The sequence below is a fragment of the Microbacterium sp. Beta genome, assembly GCF_005502545.1.
Classification (GTDB): domain Bacteria; phylum Actinomycetota; class Actinomycetes; order Actinomycetales; family Microbacteriaceae; genus Microbacterium; species Microbacterium oxydans.
The window spans coordinates 42436-58623 of sequence record NZ_SCOG01000002.1 but is presented as its reverse complement, the minus strand read 5'-3'; the positions used below and the strand labels follow the sequence as shown (position 1 = coordinate 58623).

The window sequence follows — 16188 nt, the reverse complement described above, 5'->3', positions numbered from 1 at the left end:
TGCACGGCTTCTCGGACGATTCTACCGCCGCTGATCTCAGACGGCTCCGCGTTCTTCGTCATTCATGCGGGCGAGCAGCAACGCCTCGGTCGCGATCGCATGGCGGAAGGTGTCGAGATGCAGCGACTCGTTGGGGCTGTGTGCGCGCGAGTGCGGGTCCTCGACACCGGTGACCAGGATCTGCGCGTCGGGGAACTCCCGCACGAGGTCCGCGATGAACGGGATCGAGCCGCCCACTCCGAGGTCCACGGGAGGCACCCCGTAGCCGTCGCGCATGGCGTCGCGGGTGAGGGCGACAGCCCAGCCGCTGGTGTCGACGAGGAAGCCGTCACCGAGGTCGATGTCGGAGAAGGTGAGGTCTGCTCCGAACGGCGCGTGCGCGCGGAGATGACTCTCGAGAGCGTCGTAGGCCTCCCTGCCGGTCTGGCCCGGTGCCACCCGCGCGCTGATGACCACCGTCACCTCGGGGAGCAGGGTGTTGGAGGCCGCCGCCACACTGGTGGCATCGATCCCGATGACCGTCACCGAGGGCTTGTTCCAGATCCGGCTGAGGATGGTGCCGCCGCCGATCGGCGTGGTGCCGGGCAGCAGACCCGCCTCGTCTCGCAACGTCGCCTCGGTGTATTCAGGAGTGGGAGCGTCCCGCTCGGTCATGCCCTCGACCGCGACCGAACCGTCGGCGTTCCACAGTGTGGAGAGCAGTGTGACAGTCGCCATCATCGCATCGGGCACGGCGCCGCCGAACATGCCGGAGTGCGAAGCGTGGTCGAGGGTGCGCACACGCATCGTGAAGCGCGCATTGCCACGGAGCGAGACCGTGAGCCCCGGGGTCACGGAGTCCCAGTTACCGGAGTCCGCCACGACGATCGCGTCCGCGCGGAGAGCGTCCTTGTTGTCGGAGAGGAACTGCGCGAACGAGCGGGAGCCGTACTCCTCCTCCCCCTCGATGAACATCGCGATGCCGAGGTCGAGATCGTCGCCCAGCACCTCGCTGACCGCACGGATCGAGGCGATGTGCGACATGATGCCGGCCTTGTCGTCCGCCGCACCACGGCCGTAGAGACGCCCGTCACGCACCGTCGGCTCGAACGGCGGAGTCTCCCACAGGGCATCATCCCCCGGAGGCTGCACGTCGTGGTGGGCGTAGAGCAGGATCGTCGGCTTGCCGTTGCGCGCGGCACGCGTGGCGAGCACAGCCGGCTGTCCCTGCTCGTCTGTCCCGGGGATCGCGGCGCGGAGCACGCGCACCTCGTCGAACACACCGGTGCCGGATGCCAGCGCGGCGACAGCCTCTGCGCTGCGTTCCAGCTGCGTCTGATCGAACGCCGGCCAGGCCATGCCGGGGATGCGCACCAGGTGGCCGAGATCCGACAGCGCAGAGGGGATCCCGGTCGCCACCGCCTCGAGGACGGCGGCGTCGGACTCACGGGGAGGAACAGGAGAGGTCATGCGAGTAATCTTAAGGTGATCCCCCACCGGCGAACCGAGGAACTCCGTGTCCACTACCCCTACCTCCCCTTCCACGAACGACGACGCACCCGAGACGACCTCCGTCGGCAAGGGGCGCGCGACGCCGAGCCGTGCGGAGCAGGAGGCAGCTCGTCGCCGGCCCCTCGTCGCCAACACCAAAGAGGCGAAGGCGGCGGCCAAGGCGGAGCTCAATGAGCGCCGTGCCCGCGCGCAGGCAGGCATGGCCGCCGGTGAGGAGAAGTACCTCCCGGTTCGCGACAAGGGCCCGCAGCGCCGCTGGGTCCGCGACTACGTGGACGCGGGGTGGCACCCGGCCGAGTTCGTGATGGGTGTGATGGTGCTGGTCATCCTCGCCTCGCTGGTGCCGGCGAACACGGCCATCTCCTTCTACGCCTACATCGTGATGATGGGCTACCTCGTGATCGCGATCGGCGGCATGATCCTGCTCGGCATGCGGGTCAAGCGCAAGGCGGCGGCGAAGTTCGGCAAGGACCGGCTCGAGCGCGGCCTCGGCTGGTACGCCGCGATGCGCGCGCTGCAGATGCGCTTCATGCGTCTGCCGAAGCCGCAGGTCAAGCGCGGCCAGTACCCCGCCTGAGCAGTCCCCTGTTGATCTCGCGACCCCAGAACGGGCCGCGGTAGAGGAACGCCGTATAGCCCTGCACGAGCGTCGCACCTGCGTCGATGCGCTCCTGCACGTCCGAAGCGGTCTCCACTCCCCCGACCGCGATGACGCAGAAATCTGCGGGAACGGCGTCGCGCACGACGCGCAGCACTTCGAGGGACCGCTTCTTCAGCGGCGCCCCGGAGAGCCCACCCGCTCCCGCGGCCTCGACGGTCGCCGCATCCGTACGCAGCCCGTCTCGACTGATCGTCGTGTTGTGGGCGATGATCCCCGCCAGCCCTTCGGCGACGGCCAACTGAGCGATCGCCGTGATCTCATCATCCGGGAGGTCAGGCGCGATCTTCACGAGAAGTGGCGTGCTGCCGGAGGCTTCCCTGACCGCGCGAAGAAGCGGCGCGAGCGTCTCGACAGCCTGCAGGCCGCGCAGCCCCGGCGTGTTCGGTGACGACACGTTGACGGCCAGATAGTCGGCGAGCGGAGCGAGGCGCGTCGCCGAAGCCACATAGTCGGCGGTCGCGTCTTCGACGTCGACGACACGGCTCTTGCCGATGTTGACGCCGATGATCGTGTCGGGCGCGCCACGCCGCAGGCGCGCGAGTCGACGAGCGGCGGCATCCGCTCCCGCGTTGTTGAAGCCCATCCGATTGATCACGGCCCGGTCTTCGACGAGACGGAACAGCCGCGGCTTGGGGTTTCCCTCCTGAGGGATCGCCGTCACGGTGCCCACTTCCACGTGCCCGAACCCCAGCGCGGCGAGTCCCCGCACGCCCACCGCGTTCTTGTCGAACCCCGCAGCGACACCGAACGGCGAGGGGAACGTGAGACCGAGGGCTTCGACCTGAAGCGACGGATCCGGTCGAGTGAGAGCCCGCGTGGCCCAGGAGAACGGAGGCGCCCCGAGCACACGGATCACCGCCATGCCGGCGTGGTGGGCGAACTCGGGGTCGAAGCGCGACAGGACAGCGCGAAAGAGCAGCGGATACATCCCTGCCAGATTACCGCTCCGCGGACTCCCGCTTCGTGTGGTCGGCGCGCAGGTCGGTGATAGCGGACTCGAAGTCCTCGAGCGAATCGAACGCCTGATAGACGCTGGCGAACCGCAGGAACGCGACCTCGTCAAGCTCGCGCAACGGTCCCAGGATGGCCAGACCGATCTCGTTCGTGTCGAGCTGCGAGACGCCGGTCTGCCGCACGGCCTCTTCCACGCGTTGAGCGAGCACCGCGAGGTCCCCCTCGGTGACCGGACGTCCCTGGCACGCCTTGCGCACGCCCGTGATGACCTTCTCCCGACTGAACGGCTCCATCACCCCGGAACGCTTGATGACGTTGAGGCTCGCCGTCTCCGTCGTGGTGAACCTGCCACCGCACTCCGGGCACTGTCGACGACGCCTGATCGAGAGTCCGTCGTCGCTGGTGCGTGAATCGATGACGCGGGAATCGGGGTGTCGACAGAAGGGGCAGTGCATCTGACCGATCCTACGCGGTGAAACGCGCCTCGATCGCTTCGCCGTGGGCAGGAAGCACCTCGGTTTCGGCCAGGGCGACGACTCCAGCCCGCACAGCCGCCAGGGCAGCTCTGTCGTAGGAGATCACCTGCTGCGGGCGAAGGAAGGTGTACGAGCCGAGACCCGGGGCATAGCGCGCCTGCCCTCCAGTCGGCAGGACGTGATTGCTGCCTGCCATGTAGTCCCCGAGGCTGACGGGGGTCTGGTCGCCGACGAACACGGCCCCGGCGCTGGTGAAGGCTGCAGCAGCCTGCTCGGCGTCGACCAGGTGGAGTTCGAGGTGCTCCGGCGCGTAGGCGTTGCTGAAGGCGGTGGCCATGTCGCGATCGTCGACGAGGACGATCGCGGACTGCGGCCCCGACAGCGCGGCCGCGACACGTTCGCTGTGGCGTGTGCCGGCGGCGATGCGCTCCACTTCGGCGGCTACCTTCTCGGCCAGATCCGCCGCATCAGTCACCAGCACCGCCGATGCCTGCTCGTCGTGCTCCGCCTGGCTGACGAGGTCTGCGGCGATGAGCCGAGGATCCGCGTGGGCGTCGGCGACGACGAGGATCTCCGTGGCCCCGGCTTCCGAGTCCGTTCCGACGACGCCGGCGACGGCGCGCTTGGCGGAAGCGACGTAGTTGTTCCCTGGACCCGAGACGACGTCGACAGGGTCGAGGTCGAGCGACGGCACTCCGTGGGCCAGCGCGCCGATCGCGCCGGCGCCACCCATCGCGTACACCTCGGTCACACCCAGCAACGCGGCCGCCGCGAGGATCGTCGGGTGGATTCGTCCGCCCTGGTCCGACTGCGGCGGCGATGCCAGGGCGATCTCCTGGACACCGGCGACCTGTGCCGGCACGACGTTCATGATCACGCTCGACGGATACACGGCTTTGCCGCCGGGGATGTAGACCCCCACGCGGTGCACCGGCTGCCAGCGCTGCGTGATGACGGCCCCTTCCCCGATGCGCGTCACCTGCGTCGCGGGAACCTGGGCTGCCGACGCGAGGCGCACGCGACGGATCGCCTCCTCAAGCGCACTCCGCACCTCCGGCGCGAGCTCTTCCAACGCCGTGATGAGGTGATCGGCGGGCACGCGCACTGCGTGTTCCGTGACTCCGTCGAATCGTTCGGCCTGCTCCCGAAGAGCCGCCTCACCGCGCTCGCGCACGTCGTCGACGATGCGCGCTGCGGTGTCCAGCGCTTCGGCTCTGGCCTGCGTTGCCCTGGGGACGGCGGCGAGCATGCCCGCGGGCGAGAGCTCGCGCCCTCGCAGATCGATCGTGCGCATTGTCAACCCTTCGTGATGTCGGAGATGTCGTGGAGGTAGCCGATCCGTCCGTCGTCATGTCGGACGACGAACGCACCCCCACGGTCCTCGATCACGAGAGCCCACGCGCTCGGGCCGATGCGGAAGAGCGGCTCTCCACGCTCGTCGTGGACGTCGCGCTCGGACGGCGCGAGGATCCAGAACGGCTGGGCTGCGGGCGCCGTCGCTCGGGGATTCGTCGCCTCGAGGTCGGCGTCCGTGACGCCCTCCAGGATCAGCGGCTCCGGCTCTTCCTCGGGCGTGCTCGTCTCATACGTCGCCGCTGTCTCGAGCAGCGACTCGATGCTCCCGGTATCCGAGACGATCTCCGGCTCCTGGTTGCGGGAGCGACGTGAGTACGAGGGAACGTAGTCCTCGGCGGACTCCTCCGGCGTGGTGCCGATCCCGCCACCGGACGCGTGTGCCGTGAGCGGCACCTGCTCGGCGAGGTCGAAGCGAGCGATCTCGTCCGTGGCCTGGTGGCCCGACAGCTCGACATCGCGGTCGATGACGAGAGGAAGAGCCGAGCTGTCGACGATGACGTCGGTCTGCGTCTCGGACTCCTCAGACACCTCGAGCTCGTCGGAGGTCGCAGGTACGCGCGACGGCTCTTCGACCGTGTCGGTGATCGCGGGCTCGGGACGCGGTCGCGCGATCACGGGACGAACGGGGTTCGCATTGCGGTGTGCGAGCGTCACGAGACGCCCGTGGAAGTCTTCCTTGAGACCCGGGATGATCGGGGCGAACACTGTGAGGATGACGAGCGCCACAGAGGTGATGGCCAGAGCGACTCCGTTCCACGGAAGGGTCCAGACGCCACCGGAGACGAGGGCGGAGATCGCGAGCCACAGGCTGCCGATCCAGACCGCGGCGGACACGGAGAACGCGACAGAGGCGAACTGATCGATGCCGAGTGAGCCGACCCGGCGGATGCCGTCGGGCGAGAATCGGCGGAGCACCAGAAGGAACACGGCGACGGTGGGCAGCGCGATCGGAAGCACCCACTGGATTCCGACGCCCCAGAGCGAAAGGTCGCCGATGAGCGGGAAGAACGAGAACACGAACGAAAGCAGCCACACGCCCACGATCAGCAGCTCGCGCAGCGTGAACCCGAGGATTCCGAACTCCGGCGTGACCTCTTCGTCGTAGAGGACACCGTCGTCGTCGCTGAAGACCTCGTCCTCAGGATCCGTTTCGGGGAGATCCGTGCTCATGCGTGGTCCTTTCGTCACGGGGCTCGACGGGTGGTTTCGTCGTGCTGCCGACGGCTCACGATCCTACCCCGCTCACCCCAGACAGGTGGGCCCGAGCAGCGACTTGAGGTCACCGAACAGATCCGCGGACACCTTGACGGGCATCGGCACCTCGAAGACCTTCGCCGTGCCGCCCCGGTGCACGCGGAGCACCACCTCGGTGTCTCCGTTGTGGCGCCGGAGCACCTCCGCGAGTTCCATCATCACCCGCTCGGTCGCCCGCTGCTCGGCGAGGACGAGTGCCAGCGGACCGGCGGCGTCGAAAGAGCCTACGTCGGGAGCGAACGCCGACTGCGCGTGCAGGTTGAGCCCGTCGTCGCGCCTGGACACGCGCCCGCGCACGGCGAGGATCGCGTCCTGCTGCAGCGTGTGCTGGAACTCGGTGTAGGTCTTTCCCATGAACATCACGGTGACCTCACCGTTGAAGTCCTCTACGGTGATCATGCCGTACGGGTTTCCGCTCGCCTTGGCCACGCGGTGCTGCACGCTGGTCACGAGTCCGGCCACCGTCACCTGGTCGCCGTCCTGCAGGTCTTCGGAGTTGTTCAGATCGTTGATCGAGATCGACGCATGCTTCGCGAGCGGTACCTCGAGTCCGGCGAGAGGGTGGTCCGACACGTAGAGCCCGAGCATCTCCCGCTCGAACGCGAGCTTGTCCTTCTTGACCCACTCGGGTCTGGCCGGGACCTTCGCCGGCGCGACCTCTTCGGTCCCGTCGTACAGGCTGTCGAAGTCGAAGCCGATCGCCCCCTGGGCCTCGTTGCGCTTGCGGTCGACCGCCGCCTCGACCGCGTCTTCGTGCACCTCGTACAGCGCGCGACGGGTGTCTCCCATGGAGTCGAACGCGCCCGCCTTGATCAGGGACTCGACGGTGCGCTTGTTCGAGACGTGCAGAGGAACCTTCTCGAGGAAGTGATGGAACGAAGTGAAGCGCTCGTCCTTGCGGGCCTTGACGATGCCCTCGACGACGTTGCTGCCGACGTTGCGCACGGCTCCGAGGCCGAAGCGGATGTCGTCGCCCACGGCGGCGAAGAAGTTGATCGATTCGGAGACGTCGGGCGGGAGCACCTTGATGCCCATCCGACGGCACTCGTTCAGGTACAGCGCCATCTTGTCCTTGGAGTCGCCGACGCTGGTGAGCAGCGCCGCCATGTACTCGGCGGGATAGTGCGCCTTGAGGTATGCGGTCCAGTACGACACCAGGCCGTACGCGGCGGAGTGCGCTTTGTTGAAGGCGTAGTCCGAGAAGGGCAGCAAGATGTCCCACAGGGCCTTGATCGCCGCCTCGCCGAAGCCGCGTTCCTTCATACCGCCGGCGAAACCCTCGTACTGCTTGTCCAGCTCGGACTTCTTCTTCTTGCCCATGGCACGACGGAGGATGTCTGCCTGTCCGAGGCTGAAGCCGGCGACCGCCTGAGCGATGGCCATGACCTGCTCCTGGTAGATGATGAGCCCGTAGGACTCCTGCAGGATCTCGGCGAGAGGCGCTTCCAGTTCGGGATGGATCGGAGTGATCTCCTGCAGGCCGTTCTTGCGCAGGGCGTAGTTCGTGTGCGAGTTGGCGCCCATGGGCCCCGGACGATACAGGGCGATGAGTGCCGAGATGTCGCCGAAGTTGTCGGGCTTCATCAGCCGCATCAAGGAACGCAGGGGCGGACTGTCGAGCTGGAACACACCGAGGGTGTCTCCGCGGGCGAGCAGCTGGTACACGCCGGGGTCGTCGAGGCCGAGGTGCTCGAGGTCGAGTTCCTCACCTCGGTTGGTGCGGATGTTGTCGAGCGCGTCGGAGATGATCGTGAGGTTGCGGAGCCCCAGGAAGTCCATCTTGATCAGACCGAGCGACTCGCACGACGGGTAGTCGAACTGCGTGACGATCTGGCCGTCCTGCTCACGGCGCATGATCGGGATGATGTCGAGCAACGGGTCGGACGACATGATCACACCGGCGGCGTGCACGCCCCACTGACGCTTCAGGCCCTCGAGACCCAGCGCACGGTCGAAGACGGTCTTCGCCTCCGGATCGGTCTCGATCAGGGTGCGGAACTCGCTCGCCTCCTTGTACCGCGGGTGCGCCGAGTCGAACATGCCGTCGAGGGGCATGTCCTTGCCCATCACGGGCGGCGGCATCGCCTTGGTGAGACGCTCCCCCATGCTGAAGGGGAACCCGAGCACGCGCCCGGCGTCCTTCAGCGCCTGCTTGGACTTGATGGTGCCGTACGTGACGATCTGCGCGACGCGCTCGGAGCCGTACTTCTCGGTCACGTAGTCGATGACCTCGCCACGGCGCCGGTCATCGAAGTCGACGTCGAAGTCGGGCATCGATACACGGTCGGGGTTGAGGAATCGCTCGAAGATCAGTCCGTGCTCGAGCGGATCGAGGTCGGTGATCCTCATCGCGTACGCGACCATCGATCCGGCACCGGAGCCACGGCCGGGACCGACCCGGATGCCGTTGTCCTTCGCCCAGTTGATGAAGTCGGCGACGACCAGGAAGTACCCGGGGAACCCCATCTGCAGGATGATGCCGGTCTCGTACTCGGCCTGCTTGCGCACCTTGTCGGGGATGCCACCCGGGTAGCGGTAGTGGAGCCCCGCCTCGACCTCTTTGATGAGCCAGCTGTCCTCGGTCTCGCCGTCCGGCACCGGGAATCGCGGCATGTAGTTCGCGGAGGTGTTGAACTCCACCTCGCACCGCTCGGCGATCAGCAGCGTGTTGTCGCATGCTTCCGGGTGGTCTCGGAAGAGCTGCCGCATCTCGGCCGCTGTCTTGATGTAGTAGCCGTCGCCGTCGAACTTGAACCGGTTGGGGTCGTCCATCGTCGACCCCGACTGCACGCAGAGGAGAGCCTCGTGTGCGTCGGCCTCGTGCTGGTGCGTGTAGTGCGAGTCGTTGGTGGCGACCAGGGGGATGTTCAGGTCCTTCGACAGCCGGAGCAGGTCGGTCATGACGCGCCGCTCGATCGACAGGCCGTGGTCCATGATCTCGGCGAAGTAGTTCTCCTTGCCGAAGATGTCCTGGAACTCGGCCGCCGCCGCGCGCGCCGCGTCGTACTGTCCCAGTCGCAGACGTGTCTGGATCTCCCCCGAAGGGCAGCCTGTCGTGGCGATGAGTCCCTTGCCGTAGGTCTGGAGCAGCTCGCGGTCCATACGCGGCTTGAAGTAGTACCCCTCCATGCTCGATCTCGAGCTGATGCGGAAGAGGTTGTGCATGCCCTCGGTGCTCTGGCTCCACATCGTCATGTGGGTGTACGCGCCGGAACCCGAGACGTCATCGCTCTTCTGGTCGGGCGAGCCCCACTGCACGCGAGTCTTGTCGCTGCGGTGGGTACCGGGGGTCATGTACGCCTCGAGCCCGATGATGGGCTTGATGCCGGCGTTTCGTGCGGCGTTGTAGAACTCGAAGGCCGCGAAGGTGTTGCCGTGATCGGTGACGGCGATCGCGGGCATGCCGTATTCGGCAGCCGCCTGGGTCATCGCATTGATCTTCGCCGCACCGTCGAGCATCGAGTATTCGCTGTGCACGTGCAGGTGGACGAAAGAGTCGGATGCCATGCCTTCGAGTCTACGGCGGGGCCCCGACACCGGAGGTCGGTGGCGGGGCCCGGAAGGTGGCACGCCGAGCGGCTACGGGGCAGAGTCGACGATCGACACGGAATACGTCATCCGGATGTCGGGCACGGTCGGGGGGACCATGTCCCCCTGACCTGTGTCAATTCGATCCGACCGCAGCGTGTACTCGGTGGCCCACCCCGTCGCCGTGTTGATCGAGACCGTGTCGGTCCGGTGATCCATGTGCTCATACCTGATCCGGTACGTCTCCACGCCGTTCGCCGACGAGGAATCCACGCCGGTGAGCTGAAGCGCCTGGAGTAGGGATTGCCGAAGATCTGCGGGCGCGACGTTCGATCGCAGGACATCAACAAGAGTGCTGATAGCGGCCTCATTCGCTTGTTCAGGCGTCTGCTCGTACTCGCGCATGTATGTGCGAGCGAAATAGAGAAGCGCCTGCGGATCGCGCGGGAATGCGGCAGCCCACTCCGCGGACCCTCTGCGCGGGTACCCGTCACCCTCGAATCCGCCGCGGCTGTCCCATTCACGCGCCCCCTGTCCGGGAGGCATGAGTGTGTCCCATGCGGCGACACCGTCAGAACTCGGATTCGCCGGGAAGTACGCGACGCGTTCGTCTACACCGAATCGGCCGGACCACTCGGACGCACGGTCAGCTGGCATGTATACCTCGCTCTCCTCACGGAGCATGAGTGCCGCGACCGGCTGGACCCCGCTCAGGCCCGACTCCGCCCAGGCCGAGTAGATCGACTGGTCGTCGCGGTAGACGATCGATTCCGTGGTGTTCACGATCCTGAGGTACTGCCCCGCCTGCAGTGCGGTACCGGGGAACGGCTCTGTGACCGTCGTACCCGAGGTGGTGCTGGGCTGCGGAACAGGCGTTGATTGCGGCGTCGGTCGCAGGGTTTCCCTGGGCACCGCCTCGACCTGCGGGCTCGGCGCCGTCAACTGGCTGACGGCCACGACACCCGCCGTCGCCGCGGCCAACCCTGTTACGGCTCCGGCGATCACGAACACCGGGCGGCGGGTGATCCGCTTCCTTTCCGCGCTCACGCCGGCATCGATGCCGTCGAGAAGTCGCGCTCTTGCAGCGGTGATCCGCTCCTCGCTCAGACCAGTGCCCCGGTTGACCTCACGCACTCGCTCGAAAACGTCCATCGACCTCTCCTTCCTGCTCATTCACGACACGGCGACGGCCACTCGGCCGCGCGGGGTCCAGCCGTGTGCGGATCCGATTCATACGTGAACGGACCGTCCCCACCGGGACGCCGAGGGCTATCGCGATCTCCTCATAGGTGAGATCCCCCCATGCATACAGGAGCAACGTCTCGCGATCCTTCGCGGAGAGCGACGCGATCATCGGCGCGAGCTCACGCGTGGAGATCTCCGCGTCGAGACGGGCCACCGTCACATCGAGATCGCCCAGGGAGATGTGCTCTTCTCTGGCCGCAGACGCTGCGCTCGACCGCAGATGCTTGGCTTCTCGCGCCCGATGCTTCTTGATCAGACGGGACGCGATCCCGTACAACCACGGAAGGGCCGAGTCCCAGGCTGTATCGAACGACTTCCGCCGTGCGAATGCGACGAGGAAGGTCTCACTGAGGATGTCTTCGCCTGCATCGGGTCCAAGACGGCGGGCGGCGTAGCCTCCCACCGTCTCGGCATGCCGATCGAACAGTTCGGCGAACGCCCGGGGCTGCCCGAGCGACCGCTGAATGATCTCGCTGTCTGTGCTCACACTATGTATTGCCCTAGAAGGCGAAGACGGTTCGAAACTCACCAGGGCAGCGCGTCCACGATGCTCATCTCGTACCTGACCCGGGTGTCGGGGACATCGCTCGGCATGATCCCCAGCCCGACATCACTGGTCTCCGTGGTCTCGGTGACGAGCCCTGTCCCCACCTCGATCGTCACCGTGTACCTCGTCAGGGAGGTCCCATCGCCCTCGGGCGTTGCAAGCTGTGAGTCGAAGGTGATCGTACGCTGACCTTCCTGCTCCGGCCCGACGGTCGACCCGGGCAGAAGGCTGAGTGCACGGTACATGGCCGCCCGCATCTCGGGGTCGCCCACGTTGAAGGACAGCAGCCCGATGAGCATCCAGCCGACCTTGCCGTCTTCCCAGCCCTCGCGGTCAGGTCCCTGATAGTCACGGATCCACGCGAGCATCGCGTGCGGGTCGCGCGGCATGGTGTCGAAGTACCAGAGCATGTTCTCGGCAGCGCTCTCAGGGAGCCACGGCACCTCGGGGGACAACCGCTGACCTTGTCCGGAGTACTGCAGGAACCTATCCGAGTACGTCCGCGCCAGCTCCTCGTCGCCGAAGATCCTCGTCACCTGGTACGGACCGGTCTCCCGATACCACTGAGAGCGAAGATCTGCAGGGCTGTAATCGGCCCCGCTTCGTTCGATAACCCAGCCGCTCGTCGCCGTTGCTCGCGTTCCGAGGTCCCCCGGTGAGAATCCCTGATCGGCAAGCGTCCGGTCGAAAGTCACCAGGTGCTCCTCCGTCCAACCATGCCGCAGGTACTGTCCGGGTCCCAGAGCAGGCGGAGCAAACTCGGCTGCCGCGTTCGCAGCGCCCTGAAGGATTTCCGGCGCCGTAGCCGGTGTCAGCGTCGGGGCCGGACTCGGCACGTCCGTCACACGTGGTTCAGCTGTAGGCACCGCCTCCACGATCCGAGAGGGAGCGGTGCCGCTGTTCACGACGAGCACGCCCACCGTAATCGCCGCCGCAGCCCCGAGAGCCCCTGCGGCGATGAACCAGGGTCGCCGAGCTGAGCGCGGCCCCGCGGGGCGCCGTTCCTCTCGGATCTCCGTCAGAAGGACGGCCCGCGCCGCGGCGAGATTCTCCTCCTCGCCCTCGATCTCGGGCCTGGTCTGCTCGACCTTCTCAAAGACGTCCAAGGGACTCCCCCTTCTGCTGCAGTTGCTCGAATGCCTGGATCCTCCGGGTGGAGTCCAGCCGTCCGCGAACCCGGTTCAAACGCGATCGCACGGTTCCGACGGGAACGCCGAGTGCCGCCGCGACCTCGTCGTAGCTCATCCCCTGCCAGGCGTACAGCAGCAGGGTCTCGCGGTCCTTCGGCGCGAGGGCCGCTATACGCGCTCTCAAGGTCTCGACCTCGCGCTCGGCGTCGACCCGCGACATCGCGTCGTCCAGACCTCCGAGCGACGAATGATCCTGCTGAGAGACGGACGCTGCGAAAGACCTCCAGTGTTTCGCTTCCACCGCACGATGGCGGCGGATCAAGCGCGAAGCTATGCCGAGGAGCCACGGCGCCGCCGACTCGACGTCTGTGTCGAAATCCGCTCGGCGGCGGAATGCGACGAGGAATGTCTCGCTCAGGACGTCTTCCGCCGCGTGCCGGCCGATGCGATACGTGGCGAAGGCGTTGACGGCGCGCGCGTGTCTGTCGAAGAGCTCGGCGAACACCGCCGGATGCTGAAGAGATCGCTGGATGATCTCGCTATCTGTGGTCACGCTATGTATTGGCCGTGCGCCGCAGAGCGGTTCACGGTTTCTTCGACGACGTCGACGATGCTCCGAGTTCGAGCCGCATCAGGACGCGGGGGAACCCGTCCAGCACGGACCGGGTGTCGGCGGCCCTCTCGAACCCCGCGCTCTCGAACAGCGACCGAGTGCCGACGTATGCCATCGTCAAGTTCACCTTCTCGTCGCCGTTGTCGACGGGGTACCCCTCGATCGCCGGGGCTCCGCGCTCCCTCGCATAGGCGACTGCGCCCTCGACGAGCGCATGCGTGATCCCCTGCTTCCGGTACCCAGGGCGAACCCGGAAGCACCATAGCGACCAGACGTCGAGGTCGTCGACGTGCGGGATCAGCCGGTTTCGGGCGAAGCTCGTCTCACGACGCGGCTGGAGGGCCGCCCATCCGACCGGTTCCCCGTCCAGGTACGCGATCACTCCGGGAGGAGGATCTTGATGGCAGAGTTCACGCACGCGATCGGCACGAGCCTGACCCCTCAGCCCAGCGTTCTCCTTGCTTCCGATGCGATAGCTCAGGCAGAAGCACACGTTCGACGTCGGCTTCCTCGGCCCGACGAGTGTGGCGACGTCGTCGAAATCGGTCGCGGGACGAACCTCGATGGTCATGCGCCCAGTGTCGCGCACCTCACGGACACACGTCCGGCGAGACACGGGGATCATTCCCCGCGCAGCACATCCAGAGCGTGCTCGAAATCCGCGGGATAGGGAGACTCGAACTGCACCCAGTCACCCGTCGTCGGGTGCGCGAAGGCGAGCTGATGCGCATGCAGCCACTGGCGGGTGAGCCCCAGCCGCGCCGACAGCGTCGGGTCGGCGCCGTACAGGGGGTCGCCGACGCACGGGTGCCGGTGCGCAGCCATGTGCACGCGGATCTGATGCGTGCGGCCGGTCTCGAGGTGGATCTCGAGCAGCGATGCGCCGGGAAAAGCCTCGAGGGTCTCGTAGTGCGTGACGGACGGCTTCCCATCCGGGACGACGGCGAACTTCCAGGAGTGATTGGGGTGGCGCCCGATCGGAGCGTCGATCGTGCCGGCGAGCGGGTCCGGGTGCCCTTGGACGACGGCGTGATAGATCTTCTCGACCGTGCGGTCCTTGAACGCCTGCTTCAGCACCGTGTAGGCGTGCTCCGACTTCGCGACGACCATCAGGCCGCTCGTGCCCACGTCCAGCCGGTGCACCACGCCCTGGCGCTCCGGCGCTCCGCTGGTCGAGACACGGAAGCCCGCCGCGGCGAGGGCACCGACGACGGTGGGCCCCTCCCAGCCGAGGGAAGGATGAGCGGCGACGCCCGTCGGCTTGTCGACGACGACGATGTCGTCATCGTCGTAGACGATGCCGAGCTCCGGCACCGCGATCGGGACGATCTTCGGCGCCTCCTTCGGCTGCCATTCGATGTCGAGCCAGCCGCCTCCTCGCAAGCGATCGGACTTGTCGAGCGTGACGCCGTCGAGACGCACTCCCCCGGCGGCGGCGACGTCAGCCGCGAAGGTGCGGGAGAAACCCATCAGCTTCGCCAGGGCCGCATCGACACGCGAGCCGTCGAGACCGTCGGGTACAGGCAGTGACCGCGACTCCACGGTCAACGTCCCTCCGCTGCGGGTGCCGCGCCCTCCGAAGGCGTGTCGTCATCGGCCTTTCGCAGGGGCGCCGCGTCGGCTGCGTCGACCATGTCGTCATCGGTGTCGGTCGCCTCGACCGCCGCTGCGGCCTCGGCCTCGGCCTCGGTCTGCACGAGCTGGTGATCGCGTTCCCGCGTCCCGTCGAAGCGCAGGCCGACCACGACGAGCAGCGCCACGGAGATCATCCCCGTCACGATGAAGACGTCCGCGACGTTGAAGATCGCCGGCATCATCCACGGCATCGAGATCATGTCGACGACATGTCCCACAGGGAATCCGGGCTCGCGGAAAAGACGGTCGCTGAGATTGCCGAGCACTCCGCCGAGAAGGCAACCGAGGACGACAGCCCACAGCCGGGACTTGAGACCGAATGCCTTCCAGACGATCACGCCTGCCACGACCGCGAGGGCGATGGTGAAGATCCACGTGACTTCGGACCCGAGCGAGAAAGCAGCTCCGGGATTGCGCACGTAATACAGCTGAAGGAACTCGCCGAGCACGGGAACCGGCTCCTGATAGGGCAGGTTCTCGATCGTGAGGTACTTCACAAACTGATCGGCGGCCAGCACGAGCGCCGCGAGAATCGCAACGATCGCGCCGGCCGCCGACCGAGGAAGGGGACGGCGTCCTGACAAGAGGGCGCCTTACAGACCGATCGCGGAGACGGGGGTCGAGTCCGTGGAGGTCGACTTCTCGTCAAGCTCGCGGAGCTGGCCCTCGATGTAGCCGCGCAGCTGCGAGCGGTAGTCGCGCTCGAAGTTGCGGAGCTCGGTGATCCGAGCCTCGAGCGTGTTGCGCTCGCGCTCGAGGCGTGCGGTCTCTTCGCGCTGCTTGGCCTCGGCCTCGGTGCGGATGCGAGCGACCTCGGTCTCAGCCTCGGAGATGAGCTGGTTGCGCTTGGCCTCACCCTCGGCCACGTGCTCGTCGTGCAGACGCTGTGCGAGCTCGATGATGCCGGCGGTGGCGGTCGCGGATCCGGTCGGAGCCGGCTCTGCCGGAGCCTCGGCGACAGGAGCGGCGGCGGGGGCCTCGACAGCGGGAGCGGCGGCCTCAGGGGCAGCACCGGACTCGTACGCGGCCAGCTTGGCCTTCAGCTCGACGTTCTCCTCGAGAGCCTTGCGCCACTCGATGACGATCTCGTCGAGGAAGTCGTCCACCTCGTCCGGGTCGAAGCCGTCCTTGAAGCGGACGTGCTGGAACTGCTTGGTGACGACGTCATCCGGGGTAAGTGCCATGGGTGGCTCCTCTTTCGATGAGTTCGATTGCCAGTATCGATGTATGGCGTGGTCGTGATGTGGCGCGAACCCGGGGCGCGCACCTGGGTGCCAGCATAGCCCCCGCGCATCGGT

The 16188-nt window shown here is 66.9% G+C and carries 15 protein-coding genes; 1 reads left to right on the top strand and 14 read right to left on the bottom strand.

Annotated features, from left to right (window positions below):
- Positions 1-36 precede the first annotated feature (36 nt).
- Positions 37-1449, bottom strand: coding sequence for a dipeptidase (locus tag FFS56_RS03000; protein ID WP_046749302.1), 1413 nt, complete (start codon positions 1447-1449; stop codon positions 37-39).
- Positions 1450-1495: 46 nt separating this feature from the next.
- Between FFS56_RS03000 and FFS56_RS02995 the strand changes: the two genes are divergently transcribed.
- The gene (locus FFS56_RS02995; RefSeq protein WP_046749303.1) at positions 1496-2068 is read left to right on the top strand and encodes a DUF3043 domain-containing protein; all 573 of its coding nucleotides are present in this window, start codon (positions 1496-1498) and stop codon (positions 2066-2068) included.
- Here FFS56_RS02995 and FFS56_RS02990 read toward each other — a convergent pair.
- From FFS56_RS02990 to FFS56_RS02930, 13 genes are all read right to left on the bottom strand, one after another.
- Entirely contained in the window at positions 2043-3080 is a 1038-nt protein-coding gene (locus FFS56_RS02990) for a quinone-dependent dihydroorotate dehydrogenase (RefSeq protein WP_127012075.1), read from the bottom strand. The two genes, FFS56_RS02995 and FFS56_RS02990, sit on opposite strands and share 26 nt — an antisense overlap.
- A gap of 10 nt (positions 3081-3090) precedes the next feature.
- Positions 3091-3561: a transcriptional regulator NrdR gene (gene nrdR, locus FFS56_RS02985; protein ID WP_046749305.1), complete on the bottom strand. Its 471-nt coding sequence runs from the start codon at positions 3559-3561 to the stop codon at positions 3091-3093.
- Between the two features lie 10 nt (positions 3562-3571).
- On the bottom strand, positions 3572-4876 hold the full coding sequence (gene hisD / locus FFS56_RS02980; RefSeq protein ID WP_127012074.1) for a histidinol dehydrogenase: 1305 nt from the start codon (positions 4874-4876) through the stop codon (positions 3572-3574).
- 2 nt (positions 4877-4878) lie between these two features.
- Complete coding sequence (locus FFS56_RS02975) at positions 4879-6108, bottom strand: UbiA prenyltransferase family protein (protein WP_127012073.1); 1230 nt, start codon at positions 6106-6108, stop codon at positions 4879-4881.
- 72 nt (positions 6109-6180) lie between these two features.
- Positions 6181-9699, bottom strand: a complete 3519-nt coding sequence (dnaE, locus tag FFS56_RS02970) for a DNA polymerase III subunit alpha (protein WP_127012072.1) — start codon at positions 9697-9699, stop codon at positions 6181-6183.
- 72 nt (positions 9700-9771) lie between these two features.
- A complete protein-coding gene (locus FFS56_RS02965; RefSeq protein ID WP_127012071.1) occupies positions 9772-10872 on the bottom strand; it encodes a hypothetical protein in 1101 nt (366 codons plus the stop codon).
- The gene (locus FFS56_RS02960; protein ID WP_127012070.1) at positions 10847-11452 is read right to left on the bottom strand and encodes a sigma-70 family RNA polymerase sigma factor; all 606 of its coding nucleotides are present in this window, start codon (positions 11450-11452) and stop codon (positions 10847-10849) included. Before FFS56_RS02960 ends, FFS56_RS02965 begins: the two co-directional genes overlap by 26 nt.
- Before the next feature lie 38 nt (positions 11453-11490).
- Positions 11491-12618 (bottom strand): hypothetical protein, encoded by a 1128-nt coding sequence (locus FFS56_RS02955; protein ID WP_046749311.1) that lies wholly within the window; start codon positions 12616-12618, stop codon positions 11491-11493.
- Positions 12605-13195 (bottom strand): sigma-70 family RNA polymerase sigma factor, encoded by a 591-nt coding sequence (locus tag FFS56_RS02950; protein WP_046749312.1) that lies wholly within the window; start codon positions 13193-13195, stop codon positions 12605-12607. Before FFS56_RS02950 ends, FFS56_RS02955 begins: the two co-directional genes overlap by 14 nt.
- Positions 13196-13226: 31 nt before the next feature.
- Positions 13227-13826 carry a GNAT family N-acetyltransferase gene (locus FFS56_RS02945; protein WP_127012068.1) on the bottom strand — a complete coding sequence of 200 codons (600 nt, stop codon included), beginning with the start codon at positions 13824-13826 and terminating at the stop codon, positions 13227-13229.
- Positions 13827-13876: 50 nt separating this feature from the next.
- The gene (locus FFS56_RS02940) at positions 13877-14797 is read right to left on the bottom strand and encodes an RluA family pseudouridine synthase (RefSeq protein WP_046749314.1); all 921 of its coding nucleotides are present in this window, start codon (positions 14795-14797) and stop codon (positions 13877-13879) included.
- Positions 14798-14799: 2 nt separating this feature from the next.
- Positions 14800-15474: a signal peptidase II gene (gene lspA / locus FFS56_RS02935; RefSeq protein WP_249352931.1), complete on the bottom strand. Its 675-nt coding sequence runs from the start codon at positions 15472-15474 to the stop codon at positions 14800-14802.
- A 9-nt stretch (positions 15475-15483) separates the two neighbouring features.
- Positions 15484-16074 carry a DivIVA domain-containing protein gene (locus FFS56_RS02930; protein WP_046749316.1) on the bottom strand — a complete coding sequence of 197 codons (591 nt, stop codon included), beginning with the start codon at positions 16072-16074 and terminating at the stop codon, positions 15484-15486.
- Between the last annotated feature and the right edge of the window lie 114 nt (positions 16075-16188).